This window comes from Rhizobacter sp. Root1238, from assembly GCF_001425825.1.
Taxonomy (GTDB): Bacteria; Pseudomonadota; Gammaproteobacteria; order Burkholderiales; family Burkholderiaceae_C; genus Rhizobacter.
The window spans coordinates 40,036-56,835 of record NZ_LMDM01000009.1 but is presented as its reverse complement, the minus strand read 5'-3'; the positions used below and the strand labels follow the sequence as shown (position 1 = coordinate 56,835).

16 protein-coding genes, 1 tRNA gene and 1 riboswitch are annotated in these 16,800 nt (G+C 68.2%); of the genes, 7 read left to right on the top strand and 10 right to left on the bottom strand.

Annotated features, from left to right (window positions below):
- Positions 1–6: 6 nt before the first annotated feature.
- From ASC98_RS08625 to ASC98_RS08615, 4 genes are all read right to left on the bottom strand, one after another.
- Positions 7–1,503 carry an ATPase domain-containing protein gene (locus tag ASC98_RS08625; protein WP_056819869.1) on the bottom strand — a complete coding sequence of 499 codons (1,497 nt, stop codon included), beginning with the start codon at positions 1,501–1,503 and terminating at the stop codon, positions 7–9.
- A complete protein-coding gene (locus ASC98_RS30220; RefSeq protein ID WP_157597655.1) occupies positions 1,500–1,667 on the bottom strand; it encodes a hypothetical protein in 168 nt (55 codons plus the stop codon). The genes ASC98_RS08625 and ASC98_RS30220 overlap by 4 nt, the downstream gene beginning before the upstream one ends.
- 526 nt (positions 1,668–2,193) lie before the next feature.
- Positions 2,194–2,269: transfer RNA gene (locus tag ASC98_RS08620), tRNA-Asn, on the bottom strand.
- Positions 2,270–2,318: 49 nt separating this feature from the next.
- Positions 2,319–4,484 (bottom strand): TonB-dependent siderophore receptor, encoded by a 2,166-nt coding sequence (locus ASC98_RS08615; RefSeq protein WP_056812498.1) that lies wholly within the window; start codon positions 4,482–4,484, stop codon positions 2,319–2,321.
- Between the two features lie 60 nt (positions 4,485–4,544).
- A riboswitch (TPP riboswitch) is annotated at positions 4,545–4,653 on the bottom strand.
- A 179-nt stretch (positions 4,654–4,832) separates the two neighbouring features.
- On the opposite strand from ASC98_RS08615, the gene ASC98_RS08610 reads away from it, so the two are divergent.
- Positions 4,833–6,353: an FAD-dependent oxidoreductase gene (locus ASC98_RS08610; protein ID WP_056812496.1), complete on the top strand. Its 1,521-nt coding sequence runs from the start codon at positions 4,833–4,835 to the stop codon at positions 6,351–6,353.
- A gap of 10 nt (positions 6,354–6,363) precedes the next feature.
- Here ASC98_RS08610 and ASC98_RS08605 read toward each other — a convergent pair whose 3' ends face one another.
- On the bottom strand, positions 6,364–6,840 hold the full coding sequence (locus tag ASC98_RS08605; protein ID WP_056812493.1) for a MarR family winged helix-turn-helix transcriptional regulator: 477 nt from the start codon (positions 6,838–6,840) through the stop codon (positions 6,364–6,366).
- Between the two features lie 82 nt (positions 6,841–6,922).
- On the opposite strand from ASC98_RS08605, the gene ASC98_RS29395 reads away from it, so the two are divergent.
- The 6 genes from ASC98_RS29395 to mddA all read left to right on the top strand — a co-directional run bounded on the left by ASC98_RS29395 (position 6,923) and on the right by mddA (position 12,915).
- A complete protein-coding gene (locus ASC98_RS29395) occupies positions 6,923–7,090 on the top strand; it encodes a VOC family protein (RefSeq protein ID WP_200952941.1) in 168 nt (55 codons plus the stop codon).
- Between the two features lie 35 nt (positions 7,091–7,125).
- Positions 7,126–7,812 (top strand): response regulator transcription factor, encoded by a 687-nt coding sequence (locus ASC98_RS08600; RefSeq protein WP_056812490.1) that lies wholly within the window; start codon positions 7,126–7,128, stop codon positions 7,810–7,812.
- A complete protein-coding gene (locus ASC98_RS08595; RefSeq protein ID WP_162249208.1) occupies positions 7,790–9,154 on the top strand; it encodes an ATP-binding protein in 1,365 nt (454 codons plus the stop codon). Before ASC98_RS08600 ends, ASC98_RS08595 begins: the two co-directional genes overlap by 23 nt.
- A gap of 142 nt (positions 9,155–9,296) precedes the next feature.
- Positions 9,297–9,956 carry a TetR/AcrR family transcriptional regulator gene (locus ASC98_RS08590; protein ID WP_056812482.1) on the top strand — a complete coding sequence of 220 codons (660 nt, stop codon included), beginning with the start codon at positions 9,297–9,299 and terminating at the stop codon, positions 9,954–9,956.
- Positions 9,953–12,124 (top strand): alpha/beta fold hydrolase, encoded by a 2,172-nt coding sequence (locus tag ASC98_RS31055; RefSeq protein WP_082541576.1) that lies wholly within the window; start codon positions 9,953–9,955, stop codon positions 12,122–12,124. The genes ASC98_RS08590 and ASC98_RS31055 overlap by 4 nt, the downstream gene beginning before the upstream one ends.
- A gap of 32 nt (positions 12,125–12,156) precedes the next feature.
- Entirely contained in the window at positions 12,157–12,915 is a 759-nt protein-coding gene (mddA, locus tag ASC98_RS08580) for a methanethiol S-methyltransferase (protein WP_056812478.1), read from the top strand.
- Positions 12,916–12,920: 5 nt separating this feature from the next.
- On the opposite strand, the gene ASC98_RS08575 is transcribed toward mddA, so the two are convergent.
- The 5 genes from ASC98_RS08575 to ASC98_RS31050 are packed head-to-tail and all read right to left on the bottom strand — an operon-like array spanning position 12,921 to position 16,800.
- On the bottom strand, positions 12,921–13,463 hold the full coding sequence (locus ASC98_RS08575; RefSeq protein WP_056812475.1) for a response regulator: 543 nt from the start codon (positions 13,461–13,463) through the stop codon (positions 12,921–12,923).
- Entirely contained in the window at positions 13,463–14,791 is a 1,329-nt protein-coding gene (locus tag ASC98_RS08570; RefSeq protein ID WP_235581212.1) for an HD domain-containing phosphohydrolase, read from the bottom strand. Before ASC98_RS08570 ends, ASC98_RS08575 begins: the two co-directional genes overlap by 1 nt.
- A gap of 25 nt (positions 14,792–14,816) precedes the next feature.
- Entirely contained in the window at positions 14,817–15,764 is a 948-nt protein-coding gene (locus ASC98_RS08565; protein ID WP_056812472.1) for an ATP-binding protein, read from the bottom strand.
- A gap of 8 nt (positions 15,765–15,772) precedes the next feature.
- Positions 15,773–16,621 carry an HDOD domain-containing protein gene (locus tag ASC98_RS08560; protein WP_056812469.1) on the bottom strand — a complete coding sequence of 283 codons (849 nt, stop codon included), beginning with the start codon at positions 16,619–16,621 and terminating at the stop codon, positions 15,773–15,775.
- Positions 16,618–16,800 (bottom strand): hypothetical protein, encoded by a 183-nt coding sequence (locus ASC98_RS31050; protein WP_056812466.1) that lies wholly within the window; start codon positions 16,798–16,800, stop codon positions 16,618–16,620. The genes ASC98_RS08560 and ASC98_RS31050 overlap by 4 nt, the downstream gene beginning before the upstream one ends.

Genomic DNA, 16,800 nt, shown 5'->3' with positions numbered 1-16,800 from the left:
GATCCGTCAACGGAGAGCAGGGCCGTCGCCTGGGGTTGAAGCGAGAAGGGAGCGGGCCGGGCGCCTGGTGGGGCGGCCTCCCAAGATGCCTTCATGCTCAGCGAGCATGTCCCCAATCTGGATGCCCTGTGCATCAATGTGAAAGAGGCGCAGCTCGTTCGAATGAGCACTCCCTCGCACCTTGACGACTGCGAGCACGCGCTGCAGTCGGCTGTCTACTTCCACATAGCGCTGCACGATGATCGCGTCGGTTAGGAAGGCGGTTCCGTACGGACTGAAGCGGAGGTCGTCGTAGCGGTCTTCCAGTTCCGAAGTCATCAGGACGGTGGTGCCGGTGCGGGCCAGCGCTCTCACCATGCGCGACAGCGATTCGCGGAAATCTTCCCGGAAGGTTGGAGCCAGCGCCAGCTCGAATCCCGACAGGGAATCGATCACCACCCGGCTGGCTCCTAGTCGCCGGACCTCATTCAGGAGCAAGTGGCTCATTTCGTCGACCGACAGGTTCTCCGCGCCTGTTTCAACAATGCTCACGTGGCCCGCTTCGATCAGCGCCGCGACGGCAGGTGAATGTGACAGCCCCGGTCGCTGCTCGAAGGCGGCGATTACACCTTTCTCGCCGTGGCTTGCGCCTTCGGCCAGGAAAGCAGAAGCGAGAATCGATTTGCCGGAGCCGGAAGGCCCAGCGACCAGTAGCGAATAGCCGCGCGGCAGACCTCCGCCCATCAACTGGTCTAGACCGCGGACACCCATTCTCAGCCGGTCGTTAACGACCCGGGGCAGAACATGGCCGCGTTGCTCGGCCTGAGCTGGCGCAAACACGTGGAGGCCGTCGTGGTCGATGCGAAACGTATGAAGTCCCGGCAAAGTTGCCTGACCTCGCATCTTCATGATTTCGAGCTTGCGCACCACCGAATTCCTCTGCGTGCTCTGGCGAAACCAGAGCAAGCCGTCGGCGACGGTGAAGACTGGGTTTGGATCCGCGTCGGTGAAGTACTCCCCAATCAGGAACGTCGTGGCCTGCCAGCTCGTCATGAGTATTCCCAGTTGCTGCACAAACTGCTGCAGCCCGAGGTAGCTGCTGCCCGCGCCTTCGCTAGCCAGCATCACAGAGCGGAATGAGTCGACGAAAACCAGTGCCGGGCCGTGCTCTTCCACCGCGGCGACGATCCTCTTCAATACTTTCTCGAGATCACCGGTTGCTGTGTCATCAGCCAGGTTGATGAAGTGGATCGAGCTGTTGACCTTGGCGTCGTCGAAGAATTCGAACTGCTGCATGTAGCGCAGCATCTTCAGTGGTGGCTCGCCGAGGACCGTGAAGTAGAGCGCCGGTCTCTCGGGGGTGGCCAGCGCGAACATCATCTGGTGCGCGAGCGTCGTCTTTCCGCTGCCCGGCGCCCCCGCGATGATGTTGAAGGAGAACTCCGGCAGGCCACCGCCGAGCACGATGTCCAGCCCGGGTACGCCGGTGGACAGGCGGTTGATGGTTGCTTTGCCTGTAGTCATGGTGAGGGATCCTGCGCGGGTTCTTCGGTGAAGGGTCTGTCCAGAGACGTGCCGAGCAGCCGCTCGACGAGCGAAGAGCCGATCAGGGCGGACAGGAGTTCGTAGAACGTGGCGAAGAGCGCGGTGCTCGCCGCCGCAGCGTCAGGTGGCGCCAGGGAAGTCAAGGCTTCCCGCAAGGTAGTGAAATCCGTTGAGTCTGCCGGCTCTCCTACGTTGGGAAAGCTGGTAGGCCCCGATCGGGTTAGATGGAGGCTACGCCTGTACAACGCTGCAACGCCTTGGTCACCAATGATGGGCGAAAGCGCTCCGTGAACGCCACTCCATAGCGACTCGGTCGCTGCGGCAACCCTGCCGACTCCCGCATCCCGGGCAACCAGGTGCGCGAACGCCGCTCTAACGCGATCCGCCCCAGTCGTCATGTGTATTGATCCAGTTACGCTAGCGTGACGCAGTGGATACTACCCCCAGAGTTGGTCGTTGCTGTCTACAAACGTCGCGTGTTGGCGTAGGACGACTACGGGCCACGCCGCTGAATAAGATCCTCGCGCACCGTTGCTCATGTCCAGGCGATCCGGCCGGCGACGCGCCAAGACGGGCGCACAACTACTGGATATGAGACACCGTCTCATAAACGTCTCATATCGGCGCCAAACGACAAAGGGCCCGCATCGCTGCGGGCCCCGTCAATACTGGCTCCTCGACCTGGGCTCGAACCAGGGACCTACGGATTAACAGTCCGGCGCTCTACCAACTGAGCTATCGAGGAATTGAGCCTCAGATTATAGACAGAAAAAACGGGTGTTCTGGCGGGCGGCTCACAAATCTATCTGAACCGACGCACGCACCGTGCGCGGCCCGAGCGGGTAGAGGTACACGTGCCCGAACTGCAGCGGCGATTCCTTCCAGGCGCGGCGGTCGCTCAGGTTGTCAACGCCCACCCGCCAGGTCAGCGTGCCGATGCCCGCCACCCGCTGCTCGTAGCGGGCCGCCGCGTCGAAGCGCGTCCAGCCGGGGATGGCCAGGCTGTTGTCCTGCAGCACCATCCGCTCGCCCTCGTGCACCGCGCCGGCCGAGAGGTTCAGGCCGGTGAGCAGCGGCACGCGGTAGCTCACGTTGAGCTTCAGCGTGCGGTCCGGCACGTTGACCGGCCGCTTGCCGTTCAGCGTGGTGTCGCTCGTGACGTCGTTGACCCGCGCGTGCAGCCACATTGCCGCGCCCTGCAGCGTCCAGTCACCGACCGACCACGCGCTTTCGGCTTCGAGCCCGCGGTGGCGCTGTTCGCCGTCTTCCTGGTGCGTGCAGGTGTTGCCTGTCGTGTCGTCGGCGCAGTCGCTGCCGACGTCCGCAAAGCGCGGACGCACGATGTCGAACACCGTCAGGCCCCAGCTCAGGTCCGTCGCGCTGCCCTTCAGGCCCAGCTCCATCTGGCGGCTCTTCAGCGGTGCCAGCGCCTGCCCGGCGTTCGCGTAGCGCGCGCGGTTCGGCGCCACTTCCGATTCGATGCCCTGGCCCCAGCTCGCATACGCCAGCAGGCCCGGCTGCAGCGCATGGCTCAGCGCGAGCCATGGGGTCGTGAATCCATCGGTGTACGAGACCGGCTGGCTGCCGTCGGTCGCGACGCTCTCGCGCTTCAGCCGCGTGTGGCGCAGGCCGAGCCACGCGCTCCAGGTCGGCGTCAGCGTGATCGCGTCGCGCAGGTACAGCTCGGTGTTGCGTTCGTCGCGGTTGGTGTTGGTGGCGTTCAGCGTGGGATCTGCCGGCGTCACTGCGGTGCCGTCGATGTTGCCGACGCCGACATAGTTGTAGGCCTGGCCTTGCAGGCGGCTCCTGAAGCGCGAGAACAGCACGCCGGTCTGCAGCTCGTGCGACAGCCCTCCGGCCGACAGCGTGCCACGCACGCCCAGGTCGAGTGCATCGGTGCGGCGATGCTCGTCGTCGCTGCGGTAGTCGGAGAGATCGAAGCTGCCGTCGCTGCAGTAGCGGTCGTAGTTGCCTTCGGTGCTGCAGCCGTACGGGAAGGCGAGACGGTCGTCGCTGACGAGGCGCTGCGTCGCGAAGTGCGCCACCGCCCGCCAGTCGGCCGACAGGCGCTGCTGCCAGCGCAGCGATGCGGTGTCGCCGTCGAGCACCACCGGCTGCGACCACGGCTGGTTGTTCAGGTTGGTGCGCGGATCGTAGGCCGATGCATCGGGCAGGCGGCTGCCGAGCAGGCTCATCGCCGGCACGCTGGGCTGGCTGCGGTGGCTGGTCTCGAACTCGGCCTCGAGCAGCGTGTCGGGCGTCACGCGCCAGTCGCCGGCCACCGCCAGCAGCTGGCTGTGGCCGCGCAGGTCATGCGTCTGTGGATCGAGGTCGTCGGCTTGCGCGTTGACGCGCAGGCCGAAGGCCTCGCCTTCGCCGAAACGCTGGCCGATGTCGACGCCGCCGCGCCAGGTGTGGCTCTGTCTCCACTCCAGCGCGGCCGAGCGCACGGTGCCCTCGGGCCGCTTCACGACCAGATTGACCAGCCCACCCGGCGCGCTGGTGCCGGCCTGCATGCCGCTGGTGCCTTTCAGGATCTCGATGCGCTCCTTGTTGGCGAGCGGCAACGACGTCTCGGCGTTGATCGGCAGGCCGTCGCGGCGGAAGTTGAAGCGGTTGTCGGTCGCAAAGCCGCGAACCATCAGCGTGGTCCAGTAGCCCTCGGAGTTGTAGGCGTCGCCGAGGCTCGCGTCGAAGCGCGTGATGTCGGCAAGGCTTTGCACGCCGGCATCCTTCATCGCGACGCCGGTGACCACGGTCGCCTGCAGCGGCAGCTTCGACAGCGGCAGCTCGCCGAAGCCGCCGATGGCGGCGATCGCGTCGGGCGCACGGCCGGTCACGGTGACCGGCGGCAGTGTCTGCGGATCGATGGGGGAGGATTGCGCATGCGCACCGAATGCGGATGCAATGCCCAGGGCCAGCGGCGCCAGGGCGGGGGACTTGCAAGAACGGAATGCCATCGTGCTTCTCGGGTTGGCGATGGCAGGTCGGCGCAACCGGGCAGCGGCAAAGAAGAGAGGATCCGCGGCACGACGCTTCCCTGCGCGAGGATTACCTCAATCAGGTTCGAAGGGACTCTCTCAGCCGGCTCGTCGATGGATCGACGGGTCAGCACCCCCAGCGAGCCCGCCGCACGAGCGACGGGCAGGGCAGGATTTTGCACCATCTGCCGCAGGCGACGGATCGCGCAGGCGGCCTCGCGAATTTGAGTGCAACTTGCACTCATCAGAGAAAAATCCTAATATGTGCAAAGTGCATGCATTTGCATGCCGTCCATCTTCGGACCCGCTGACACGAAAGGATCTCCGGTGCCCCGCATCCCCACGCATGACGTCCTGATCGTCGGAGCCGGCGCTGCCGGCCTGACCCTTGCCCTGGAGCTGGCGCGCCGCCGGCTGTCGTTCCGCCTGATCGAGAAACTCGGGCAGCCCTTTGCCGGCTCGCGCGGCAAGGGCATCCAGCCGCGCACGCAGGAGGTCTTCGAGGACCTCGGTGTCCTCGACCGGGTGGTGGCCGCGGGCGGCGTCTACCCGCCGCAGCGCGAGTACCGCGACGACGGCACGTTCGCCGACTCGCCGTCCATCGACACCTCCGACGTCCAGCCCGGCGAGCCGTATCACCTGGCCCTGATGGTCCCGCAGTTCCTCACCGAAGCGGTGCTCAGGGAGCGCCTGGCCGAACTCGGGCACGAGGTGGACTTCGGCCACCAGCTGCTGGCGTTCGAGCAGGATGGTGACGGCGTCACGGCCCGCGTCGCCGGACCCCGCGGCGAGGAGCTGGTGCACGCGCGCTACCTGGTCGGCGCCGACGGCGGCCGCAGCTTCGTGCGGCGCGCGCTCGGCATCGAGTTCGAGGGCAAGACGCTCGGGGTTCGCGCGGTGGTGGCCGACGTCATGCTGCGCGGGCTCGGCCGCGACGCCTGGCACCGCTTCAACGACGGCTCGATGGAACGCCAGATGTCGCTTTGCCCGCTGGCCGGCACCGAGCTCTTCCAACTGCAGGCGCCGGTGCCGATGCAGGGCGAGATGGCGGTGTCCGCCGAGGCATTGAATGAGCTGGTCGCCAGCCGCTCCGGTCGCGACGACATCGTGATCGACGACGTCCGCTGGGGCTCGGTGTTCGAGATGAATGCCCGGCTGGCGCAGCGCTACCGCGTCGATCGCGTGCTGCTGGTCGGCGATGCGGCCCACACCCACCCGCCGACGGGAGGGCAGGGGCTCAACACGAGCATCCAGGATGCGTGCAACCTGGCGTGGAAGCTGGGCGCGGTGCTGGCCGGCGCACCGTCGGCCCTGCTCGACACCTACGAAGAAGAGCGGCGCCCACTCGCTGCCGAGATGCTGGGCATGACCCGCCGGTTGCTGCAGTCGGCGCAGCAGGGCACGCTGAAGCGGGGGCGCGAGGTCAAGCAGCTCGACATCAGCTACGCGGGATCCTCGCTCGCGCTGGACACGCGCGGGCAGGGCAGGACGCGGGCCGCCGGGGACCGCGCGCCGGACGCCACGTGCCGAGGCGCCGCCGGCCAGCCGCGCCGTCTGTTCGAGCTGTTCCGCGGCACCCACTGGACCCTGCTGTGCCACGGCCCGGTCGACGCCGCCTCGCGGCCGATGCCACGCAGCGGCCTGCACATTCATGTGCTCGATGCACGCGGTGACATCGTGGACGAGCACGGCGAATTCCGGTCCGTCTATGGCGTCGAGGCGGGAGACTGGGTGCTCGTGCGTCCCGATGGCTACATCGGCGCCGTGCTGGCCGCAGGCGACGCGGCCACCCTCGAGCCGTACCTGCGGTCGGTCGGCCTGGGGCTGCACACCGGAACGACGTCGTGATGCCGATGCGTCAGCGCGTCCACACCAGCGCGCTGTCGGCCAGTCGCCGCATCAACAGGGCCAGCCTCTGCACGTCTTCGTCGGACCAGTCGGTGAGCATGTCGGTGACGATCCGGTTGCGCGCCACGTCGATCGCGGCCACCATCTGCCGACCCTTGTCGGTGGTCACTGCCTCGTTGACGCGTGCATCCGCCTGCGAAGGCCGGCGAACGATCAGGTCTTGCGCCTGCAGCTTGCTCACTTGCCGGCTGACGGTGGTGTAGTCGCGCCCGGTCCGGTCGGCCAGCTCCATCACGCCGACCGGGCCCAATCGATCAATCCCCACGAGCAGCGAAAACAAGGTGCTGTCGAGGTTGATGCCGGCCTCCCGCACCATCGCCGCGTCGCGTTGCGGCTGGTTCATGATGCCGACCAGGTCCACCAGCGCACCGTGCAGCATCCGGATCTCGCGGTCGATCGATTTGCGGGGTGTCTTCTTCTGCGCCATGCGACGAAGCGGGTGATTGATGCGTGTAGCTTACATGCAATGCGTACCATTGCCGCCCCCTTACCCCAGCCAGTCCCCACCCATGTACACGGACGACTTCGCACGCGACTACGACGCGTACCAGGCCAAGGGCGTGACCTTCGTCCGCGAGCCGGCTCGACAGCCCTGCGGCACCGTGGCCGTGTTCAAGGATCTCTGGGGCAACCCGTGGGATCTGCTGCAACCGCAGCCCGGCATCACCGGCGCGTAAGGAGCAGGTAAGTCGAGCGCTTCGACGATGCACCCATGAACCGAATCGCCCTGGTCGAAGACAATGACCGTCTCGCCGAACTCATTCAAGACGCGTTGCAGAAGGCCGGCATCCTGTCGGACGTGTTCCAGGAGGTCAACGCCGCGTGGGTCGCGCACCGCGAGTTCGGCTACGCGGCGATGGTCATCGACCGCGGGCTGCCGGATGGAGACGGCCTGACGCTGGTGAAGCGGCTGCGTTCGGCCGGCCAGGGCACGCCGTGCCTGATGCTCACCGCCCGCGATGCGCTGCATGACCGGGTCGACGGCCTGGAGTCGGGCGCCGACGACTACCTCACCAAACCGTTCCCGATGGAAGAACTGGTGGCGCGCGTGCGGGCGCTGATGCGCCGGCCACCGGCGGTTCGACCGTTGCGTGCTGCCCACGGCGACCTGGAGGTCGTGGTGGAGGAGAGCCTGCTGCTGCGCGGGGATTCGACCGTGCTGCTCGCGCCGGCAGAACTGCAGATCGTGCTGACGCTGGTTCAGCACCGGGGGCGGACGGTGCGGCGCTCGGCACTCGAGGCGGCCGCCTGGGGCATTGCCGAGGCGGTCACGCCGAATGCGCTCGACGTGGCGCTGCACCGCCTGCGCAAGAAGTTGGCCGCACTCCAGTCGGAGCTGCGGATCGTCAATGTCAGGACCCTCGGATATGCCCTCCATGATGCTTCGATGGCCGAATAGCCTGCGCAACCGCGTCCTCGCGGTGCTGGCGGCGAGCATGGTGGCGAGCGCCGTGCTGGTGGGCGGCGCCGCAACGCTGCTGTGGGAGCCGTTCACCCGGTGGACGCTGCGCGACGAGATCGAAGACAGCGCCGCTGAGCTGGTCGAGCACCTGCAGTTCGATCCGCAAGGGCGCCCCGTGCGGCTCGACCCGGCAGAGGTCGAGCCCTGGCTGCTCGAGAACCTGCGCACCGAAGTGCTGCTGCGCGTCGCCGACGCCGACGGGAAGGTGGTCGTCGCCAACGATGAGCGCGCCGAGATGCTGGCGCCGGACGACACGGTGTTCACGGGTCGCAGGAACTCGTTCACGTTCCATCGGCAGGGTGTCGTCATGCATGCGGCGACGATCCCGTTCAAACGCGACGGCCGGCGGTGGTACCTGCAGTTGGCGGTGAGCGATCGCCTGTTCCTGCGCATGCGCGAATCGATCGGCTTCGATGTGCTGAAGCAAGGCACGGTGGCGCTGTGCGCGACGTTCCTGGTGGTCTTCCTGGCCACCATCCACCTGGCGTTGAAGCAGGCCTTGAATCCGGTCCGGCAGGCTTCCGATGCAGCGCGCCGGATCGCTCCCCGCACGCTGGGCGCCCGCCTGCCCGTTGCCGAGCAACCGCGGGAGCTGCGGCCGCTGGTCGACGCGTTCAACCAGGCGCTGGACCGCTTGCAGAGCGGATTCACGACGCAGCAGGCGTTCCTGTCGAACGCGGCGCATGAACTGAAGACGCCGCTGGCGCTGATCCGCGCGCAAGTGGAACTGGCCGACGAAGGCCGCTGGCGGGACCGCGTGCTCGATGACGTCGACCGCGTCGCCCGCCAGGTCCAGCAGTTGCTGTTGCTGGCCGAGGCCAGCGAATCGCACAACTACCGCGTCGACACCGTCGACCCGAAGCCGTCGATTCGCGAGGTGTTCGACTTCATGGAGCGGGTCGCCGCCCGGCACGGCGTGACGCTCGGGCTGCAACTGGGCCAGGCGCTGCCGCACTGGCAAGCCGACCGGGGCGCGCTGTTCACGCTGCTGAAGAACCTGCTGGAGAACGCGATCCAGCACAGCCCACCGGACGGCGTGGTGAAGCTGCTGGTCTCGCCCACCGGCTTCGCGATCTCCGACCAGGGCCAGGGCGTGCCCGAGCAGGACTTGCCGCGCATCTTCGAGCGCTTCTGGCGTGGTCCGGAGCGGCGCGAACAGGGCGCGGGCCTGGGCCTGGCCATCTGCACCGAGATCGCCACCGCCCACGGCTGGCGGCTGACGGCCCATCGGCTGTCGCCGGGCTTCGAGATTCGCTGCGACATGTCGGCCCGGGCCTGAGCCGGTCCCGTTCCACCCCCCTGTTTGACGCCGGATCGGCGCTTGACATCGGCGATGTCCCGCCTAGAGTTGAACAACTGTTTAAACCACTTGGTGGACCATGCCCTCGACTCCAGCCGTTCGCAGGCCCTCGCCGGCCGACGTGAGCCTGCATGACGGCGATGCGAGCCAGACCCGCGATCGCATCCTGGACGCGACGTTCCGGCGCCTGGTGGCCGAAGGCTATGCGGCGCTCAGCGTGCGCGAGATCGCGAAGGACGCCGGCGTCAACCACGCGCTGATCAACTACCACTTCCGCAGCAAGGACCAACTGGTGATCGAGGTCCTCGACGCGGTGAACCAGCGATTGCTGTCGCGCCAGGCGTCGATGTACCAAGGCAGCGAAGGGTTCGCGCAGAAGTGGGCCAGTGCGCGGCGCTTCTATCAAGACGACCTGGCCTCGGGCTTCGTGCGACTGCAGGCCGAACTGTGGGCGGCCAGCCTGTCCAACCCCGGGCTGCGCGAGAAGTTCCTGCCGCGGCTGCTGGCGTGGAAACAGCTGGTGCTCGGCGGCGTGCGCGAGGCCCTGGTCGCGTACGAAGCCACCGGCGCGAAGCTGCCGCCGCCGTTCACCGCCGAGGTCGTCGCCTGCTGGATCTCGGAGTTCTGGCTGGGCATGGAGTTCGCCGACCTGCTCGGCGTGAAGGAAGAATCGCTGGCCCACCACGCGGCGCTGGATGCCGTGCAGTGGCTGCTGCAATCGCTGGACGAGAAGCTCGCCGAACGAAGCTCGCCCGCTCGCCGCCCGCGGAGGCGTGCATGACCACGCCGCCCCGCCCGCTGCCCGAGCGCTTCGAGCGCATCGCCGGGGCCCTGCCCGAGCCGGGGTCGGTGCCCGATGCCGATGCCTCGCCGTACGAGACGGTGCAACCGGCACGGCAGGGCTTCGTCGACCGCGCGGGCGTGAAGATCTGGTACGCGGTGTGGGGCGATGCCGGTCCGTGGATCGCGTTTGCGCCGTCGTTCCAGGTCGTGCACAGCGAGATGCTGAAGGCCACGGTGCCCTACCTGTCGCAGCACTTCCGCGTCATCACCACCGATGGCCGCGGCAATGGCCGCTCCGACCGGCCGACCGGGCAGGCGGCCTACAGCTTCGAGCTCTTCTTCGATGATTTCGTCGCGGTGCTCGATGCCGCCGGCGCCGATCGCACCGCGCTGGTCGGCATCTCGGCCTCGGCGATGACGGTGCTGCGGCTGGCCGCCGAACAACCGCAGCGCGTGACCCACGTGATCACCGCCGGCGGCTTTGCCGATTCGCTGCCCAGCGACGAGAAACTCGCGCAACGCCTGAAGATGGAAGGCGAATTGCTGCACGGCGACTGGCCCGGCTACGTCGACTGGTTCATGGCCACCATCTTCAGCGAGCCGCACTCGACGAAACCGTATGAAGACGGCGTTCGCTTCGGCTGGGCCACCAGCGCCGAATGGCTGGGCGCGTGCCGCAATGCATGGGTGGGCAACGACGTGCGCGAACTGGCGCGCCGCATCACCTGCCCGACGCTCGTGATCCATGGCGACGAGGACCGGCGCGCTCCGCTCGCCAAGGGCCAGCAGATCCACGCGCTGGTACCGGGCGCGAAGATGCTCACCGTCGCCGGCGGCGGGCATGTCACCGCGGTGCGCGATGCGGCGCTCTTCAACCGCACGCTGCGCGAGTTCGTCGCCGGGCCGGTACGCCAGCGCACCTGGGTCCGCGCGATGGCGCGCCCGCGCCGCGCGCTGTTCATCTCCAGCGCCATCGGCCTCGGCCACGTGCAGCGCGACCTGGCCATCGCCCGCGAACTGCGCAAGCTGCAGCCCGACCTGGCGATCGACTGGTTCACCGTCGATCCGGCCGCCCGCTACCTGGTGCAGGAGGGCGAGCGCCTTCACCCGATCACGCAGCGGCTGGCCAACGAAAGCCGGCACTTCGAGCAGGTGGCCGGCGAGCACGACCTGTCGGCCTTCTTCGCGCTGCGCTCGATGGACGAGATCATGAGCCGCAACTTCATGACCTTCGTCGACCTGATGGAGGCCGAGCACTACGACATCGTGATCGGCGACGAGGCCTGGGATGTGGACTACCACTACCACGAGAATCCGGAGCTGAAGCGCCAGCCCTATGTCTTCCTGACCGACTTCGTCGGCTGCCTGCCGATGGAGCCGGGCAATGCACGCGAAGCCGCGTTGTGCGCCGACCGCAATGCCGACGACATCGAGCACGTCGCCCGCTACCCCTACCTGCGCGACGCCGCCATCTTCGTCGGCAACCGCGACGACGTCAGCGAACAGACCTTCGGCCCCGGCATGCCGGTCATCCGCGAATGGACCGATCGCAACTTCTGCTACTGCGGCTACTGCCTGCCCTTCGATCCGCGCACGCTGGCCGACACCGAGCGCCTGCGCGCGCAGCACGGCTACCGCAGCGATGAAAAGATCGCGATCGCCGCGGTGGGCGGCACCGCCACCGGCGGGCACCTGTTGCAGCGCATCGCGGCAGCCTTTCCGCGCATGAAGCGCGAGTTGCCCGAACTGCGCCTGATCCTGGTCACCGGCCCGCGCCTGTCGACCGATGCGTTCAAGCCGCAACCGGGGCTCGAGCTGCGGCCCTATGTGCACAAGCTGTACGAGCACCTGGCCTGCTGCGACCTCGCGCTGGTGCAGGGCGGGCTGTCGACGACGATGGAGCTGGTCGCCACGCGGCGGCCCTTCCTGAGCTTTCCGCTGCAGCGCCACTTCGAGCAATGCGTGCACGTGCGCCAGCGCCTGGCCAACTACGCCGCCGACCGCTCGATGGACTACGCGGCGACGCTCGACCCCGATCGACTGGCCGCGCGCGCGCTGGCCGCGATGCACGAACCCGTGCGCTACCGGCCGGTGGAGACCGACGGTGCCGCACGGGCGGCCCTGCGCATTGCGCAGGTGTTGGACAACCGCGAGTGGGCCCGCTGACCTGCCGCACCCCTCTGCAATGGGAGACTGAAATGCCAATCCTCGCAGCCCTCTACGGCCTGGTGGTCTACGTCTTTTTCCTGGTCACCTTCACCTACGCGATCGGCTTTGTCGGCAACCTGCCGCTGCTGCCGAAGACCATCGACAGCGGCAGCGCGGCGCCGCTCGCCGAGACGCTGCTCGTCGACCTGGCGCTGCTCGGGCTGTTCGCGGTGCAGCACAGCGTGATGGCGCGGCGCGGCTTCAAGCGCTGGTGGACGACGGTGATTCCCGAAGCGATGGAGCGCAGCAGCTTCGTGCTCGCGGCGACGGCCGTGCTGGCGCTGCTGCTGTGGCAATGGCGGCCGATCGCCGAGCCGGTGATCTGGTCGGTGAGCGATCCGGTCGGCCGCGGGCTGCTGCAGGGCGTGTTCTGGCTCGGCTGGGCGGTGCTGCTGATCAGCACTTTCCTGATCAACCACTTCGAGCTGTTCGGGTTGCGGCAGGTGTGGGCGAACCTGCGCGGCCAGGCCCTGCCGGCGCCGGTGTTCCACACGCCGCTGTTCTACCGCCACGTGCGGCACCCGATCTACCTCGGCTTCATCCTCGCGTTCTGGGCGACGCCGCAGATGTCGGCGGGCCACTTGCTGTTCGCCGCCGGCAGCACCGGCTACATCCTGGTCGGCATCTGGTTCGAGGAGCGCGACCTGGTCGCGCAGTTCGGCCAGCGCTACCTGATGTACCGCAAGCAGGTCGGCATGCTGGTGCCGAAGTTCGGCGCCCGCGAGCGCAAGGGGCCTTCGCAGTCCTGAGGGGCTCAGTCGTCCAGCGGCGGCATCAGCACCTCGCCGTGCGGGCCCCACTCGACCTGGGTGATGCCCGGTTCGATCGCTTCGAGGCGCCGCCGCTCGGCCTCCGCGGCCGTCAGGCTGCCCTGGCGCAGGCGCGTCGCCTCCGCCAGCAGGTGTTCTTCGCGCAGCTCGCCGGCGCGGCGCAGCGCGGCATCGATGCTGGTCAGCAGTTCCTGGTCGTCCCACGGCTTCAGCAGGTAGCGGAACACCTGGGCGTCGTTGACGGCCCGCACCAGCGTCGAGACGTCGGCCGACGCGCTGACGATCAACGGCACGGCGCGCGGCTGCACCGCCCGCACGTCGCCGAGGAACGAGATGCCGTCCTGGTGCGGCATCCGGAAGTCGGACACCACGACGTCGAACGCACGCTCCTTGACGCGGGCGAGCGCCAGGCGCGTGTCGCTGAACAGCTCGATGCGCGCCCGGTCGCGCAGCGGCAGCCGCAGCACGCGGTGCAGCGCGGCCAGCACGGACTCTTCATCGTCGACCAGCAGGATGGAGGCTTTCATCAGGTTTTCCTCGTGGGACGCACGCGCAGTTCGATGCGCAGGCCTTCGCGTTGTTCGTACTGGCGGATGCGGCGGATGGTGTCGGCGGTCAACACGTGGTCGGTCGCGAGCAGCACCGCGCCCTCGCGCGAGACCAGGTCGGCGGCGAGCACCATGCCCGGCTGCAGGTGCTCGGTGGTCATCGAGATCGGCGCCGGCGGCGTCGGGGCACTCGGCTGGTTGATGTGCAGGAAGACGTCCAGCACCTCGGGGTCGAACTGCGATCCGCGGCCGTGCATCAGCAGCGTGCGCACCTGCGCCGTCTTCAGCCCGGCGGCGCCCATGTGGCCGTTCAGCAGGTCGTCGTAGGCGTCGACGATCGCGAGGATGCGCGCGCCCAGCGGGATGTCGGCGCCGGCACGCCCGTCGGGGAAGCCCTTGCCGTCGAAGTGCTCGTGGTGGGCCCGGATCAGCGCGGCGACCGGCTGCATGTCGTCCAGCGCCATCAGCGACTGCTCGCCGAGGATCGGGTGCTTGCGGTACAGCGCCATTTCTTCGGCGCCGAGCTTCGGAACCGGCTTGGCCAGCATCTCGTCGGACAGCCCGATCAGCCCGATGTCGTGCAGCAGCGCCGCGACGAACACCGCCTGCGTGTCTTCGCTGTTGCAGCCCATCGCCCTCGACAGCGCGCGCGCCATCTCGGCCATGCGCCGGCCGTGGCCGACCAGCTGCGTGCCGCGCAGCTCGATCAGGTTGGCGAACACCTTGATCGAGGTCATGTAGTTGCGCTTGAGCTTGTCGTTGGCCTGCGTGACCTCGGCCGTGCGCTCCTCGACCCGCTGCTCGAGTTCCGCGTTGAAGCGGCGCAGCTCCTCGTTCTGCGTGCGCGTCAGCGCTTCCAGCCGCTCCTTCTCGCGTTCGAGGTCGAGCCGCTCCAGCGCCTGTGCCACCGTGACCTGCAGCTCGCCGTCGTCCCAGGGCTTGTTGACGTAGCGGTAGATCTGGCCTTCGTTGATGGCGGCGACGGTCGAGTCGACATCGGCATAGCCGGTCAGCAGGATGCGCATGGTGCGCGGCCAGCGCCGGCGGATCTGCCCGAGCAGCCGGGCGCCGTCCATGCCGGGCATGCGCATGTCCGAGATCACCAGGTCGACCGGTGCCGCTTCCATCAGCGCCAGCGCCTCCTCGCCGCCCGGCGCCGTCAGCACCCGGTAGCGCGGATTGCGCAGCGCCCGGCGCAGCGACGACAGGATGTTCGGCTCGTCGTCGACGCACAGGATCGTCCACGGCGACGCGACCGGCAGCGCGGGCGCCGGCGGGGTCGGCGTTTCGAGCGGAGCGGCGGACACGGCGGCTTCCTGCATGGGTCTCGCCTCAGGCCGCCGGCGCGTCGACGCGCTTCACCGGCACGCTGACCCGGAACGCGGTGCCGCGGCCCGGTTCGCTGTTCACCTCGATGCGGCCGCCGTGCTTCTTGACGATGCCGTACGACAGCGACAGCCCGAGGCCGGTGCCCTTGCCGACCGGCTTGGTCGTGAAGAACGGGTCGAAGATGCGCTTCAGGTTCTCGGGCGCGATGCCCGAGCCGTTGTCGGCGACCTCGACCCAGACCATGTCGCCCGCGGTGCCGGTGCTGATCGTGATCGTCCCGCGCTCGGCGCTGATCGCATGGGCGGCGTTGACGAGCAGGTTCATGAACACCTGGTTCAGCTCCGACGGCAGGCATTCGACGTCGGGCAGCTCGCCGTATTTCTTGACGACGTCGGCCTTGTACTTGATCTCGTTGTTGACGATGTTCAGCGTCGAATCGATGCCGGTGTGCAGGCTGACCCATTCCCACTCCTGGCGCGCGTCCACGCGCGAGAAGTCCTTCAGGTCCTGCACGATCTTGCGCACGCGCTGGATGCCGTCCTTCGACTCGGTCATCAGCGCCGGGATGTCGTCCTTCAGGTAGTCGAGCTCGATCTCCTCGCGCATGCGCAGCAGCTGCGCGGCGGCCGGGGTGCCGGCGAGCGCCGGCTCGGCGGCTTCGTAGGCGGCGAGCATGCCGAACAGCTGCGCCAGGTACTTCTCCAGCGTGCCGAAGTTCGAGAAGATGAAGCCGATCGGGTTGTTGATCTCGTGCGCGACACCGGCCGCCAGCTGGCCGATCGACGCGAGCTTCTCCGACTGCACCAGCTTGTCCTGGGCTTCGGAGAGCTTGCGGTTGAGCTCGGTCAGCTCCTCGTTCGCGCGCAGCAGGGCTTCGATCTGCACCGGCGTGAGCTGGGTGGCCGCGGCGTCGCCGGCCGGCGCGTCGGAGCGGGAAGTGGACAGTTCCATGGCGTCTCCTAGACAGTCAGCGAGTCGCGCACGCCCTGCGCCTGCCGTTCGGTTCGTTCGAAGATTCTCTGCACCTGCTGCGGCGACAGCGCGAGGCGCTCCCAGGCCGCGAGCGACAGCGGCGGCACCATGTCCTCGTCGAGCCCCGACAGGTCCAGCGCATGGGTCATGTTGTCGGCCACGTGGGCCAGGTCGGCCAGCGTCGCGGTGGTGTGCGCGGGCAGCTCGTGGTGGCAGCGGATCGCCTCGGCGATGGCCGGCGCGAAGTTCCAGTGCTCGGCGATCAGGCCGCCGACGGCGGCATGGTCGGTGTTGAGCATCAGCCGCTCGGCCTCGATCGCATGCACGTCGTGCTCGCCGGCCCACGCAAGCGTCTGGCCCAGTTCGAGCGGGAAGTAGGTGGCCAGCGCCAGCCGCCCAATGTCGTGCAGCAGGCCGGCCGAGAACGCCGCTTCGCCATCCATGTGGGTGACCGCCGCCAGCTCCTGCGCGCAGAACGCGGTGGCCAGCGCATGGCGCCAGAACCCGTCGAAGTCGAAACCGGTGCAGGCGGTGCGGTCGAAGCTGGAGATCACCACCGCCGTCGTCGCCACCGTGGCCACGGTGCGCAGCCCGAGGATGTTGATCGCGCCGCGGATCGACGACACGCGGCCGGCAACGCCATAGAACGACGAGTTGGCCAGGCGCAGCGTCTTGGCCGTCAGCGCCTGGTCGTGCGAGATGGTGGCAGCGAGTTCGTCGACGGCGACGTCCTCGCGCTTCAGCGCGGAACGCAGTTCGATGACCGCCTGCGGCAGCGCAGGCAGCGTGCGCACCTTGGCATGCACCGCGTCGGGGTGGAGGGGGGCTTGCGTCACGGTTGCTCCCCGAGGCGGTACTGCTGGATCAGGTGGAAGAGCGGGTGCAGGCGACCGTCCTGGAGCGACGCGCGAAACAGGTAGTTCAGGCGCTCGCGCACCTCGGCGGCGTTGCGCGCGCCGGACGAGGCGGCCGGCGGTTCGGCCGCGGGGGCTGCAGGGCAGGTGAGTTCGGTCAT

Excerpts from the sequence above, each read along its gene's own strand:
- ASC98_RS31055 (WP_082541576.1), top strand. The coding sequence starts at position 9,953 with ATGACCACGCCGCCCCGCCCGCTGCCCGAGCGCTTCGAGCGCATCGCC.
- ASC98_RS08565 (WP_056812472.1), bottom strand. The coding sequence starts at position 15,764 with ATGGAACTGTCCACTTCCCGCTCCGACGCGCCGGCCGGCGACGCCGCG.
- ASC98_RS08575 (WP_056812475.1), bottom strand. The coding sequence starts at position 13,463 with ATGAAAGCCTCCATCCTGCTGGTCGACGATGAAGAGTCCGTGCTGGCC.
- ASC98_RS29395 (WP_200952941.1), top strand. The coding sequence starts at position 6,923 with ATGTACACGGACGACTTCGCACGCGACTACGACGCGTACCAGGCCAAG.
- ASC98_RS08615 (WP_056812498.1), bottom strand. The coding sequence starts at position 4,484 with ATGGCATTCCGTTCTTGCAAGTCCCCCGCCCTGGCGCCGCTGGCCCTG.
- ASC98_RS08595 (WP_162249208.1), top strand. The coding sequence starts at position 7,790 with ATGATGCTTCGATGGCCGAATAGCCTGCGCAACCGCGTCCTCGCGGTG.
- ASC98_RS08605 (WP_056812493.1), bottom strand. The coding sequence starts at position 6,840 with ATGGCGCAGAAGAAGACACCCCGCAAATCGATCGACCGCGAGATCCGG.
- ASC98_RS08625 (WP_056819869.1), bottom strand. The coding sequence starts at position 1,503 with ATGACTACAGGCAAAGCAACCATCAACCGCCTGTCCACCGGCGTACCC.
- mddA (WP_056812478.1), top strand. The coding sequence starts at position 12,157 with ATGCCAATCCTCGCAGCCCTCTACGGCCTGGTGGTCTACGTCTTTTTC.
- ASC98_RS08600 (WP_056812490.1), top strand. The coding sequence starts at position 7,126 with ATGAACCGAATCGCCCTGGTCGAAGACAATGACCGTCTCGCCGAACTC.
- ASC98_RS31050 (WP_056812466.1), bottom strand. The coding sequence starts at position 16,800 with ATGACCGAACTCACCTGCCCTGCAGCCCCCGCGGCCGAACCGCCGGCC.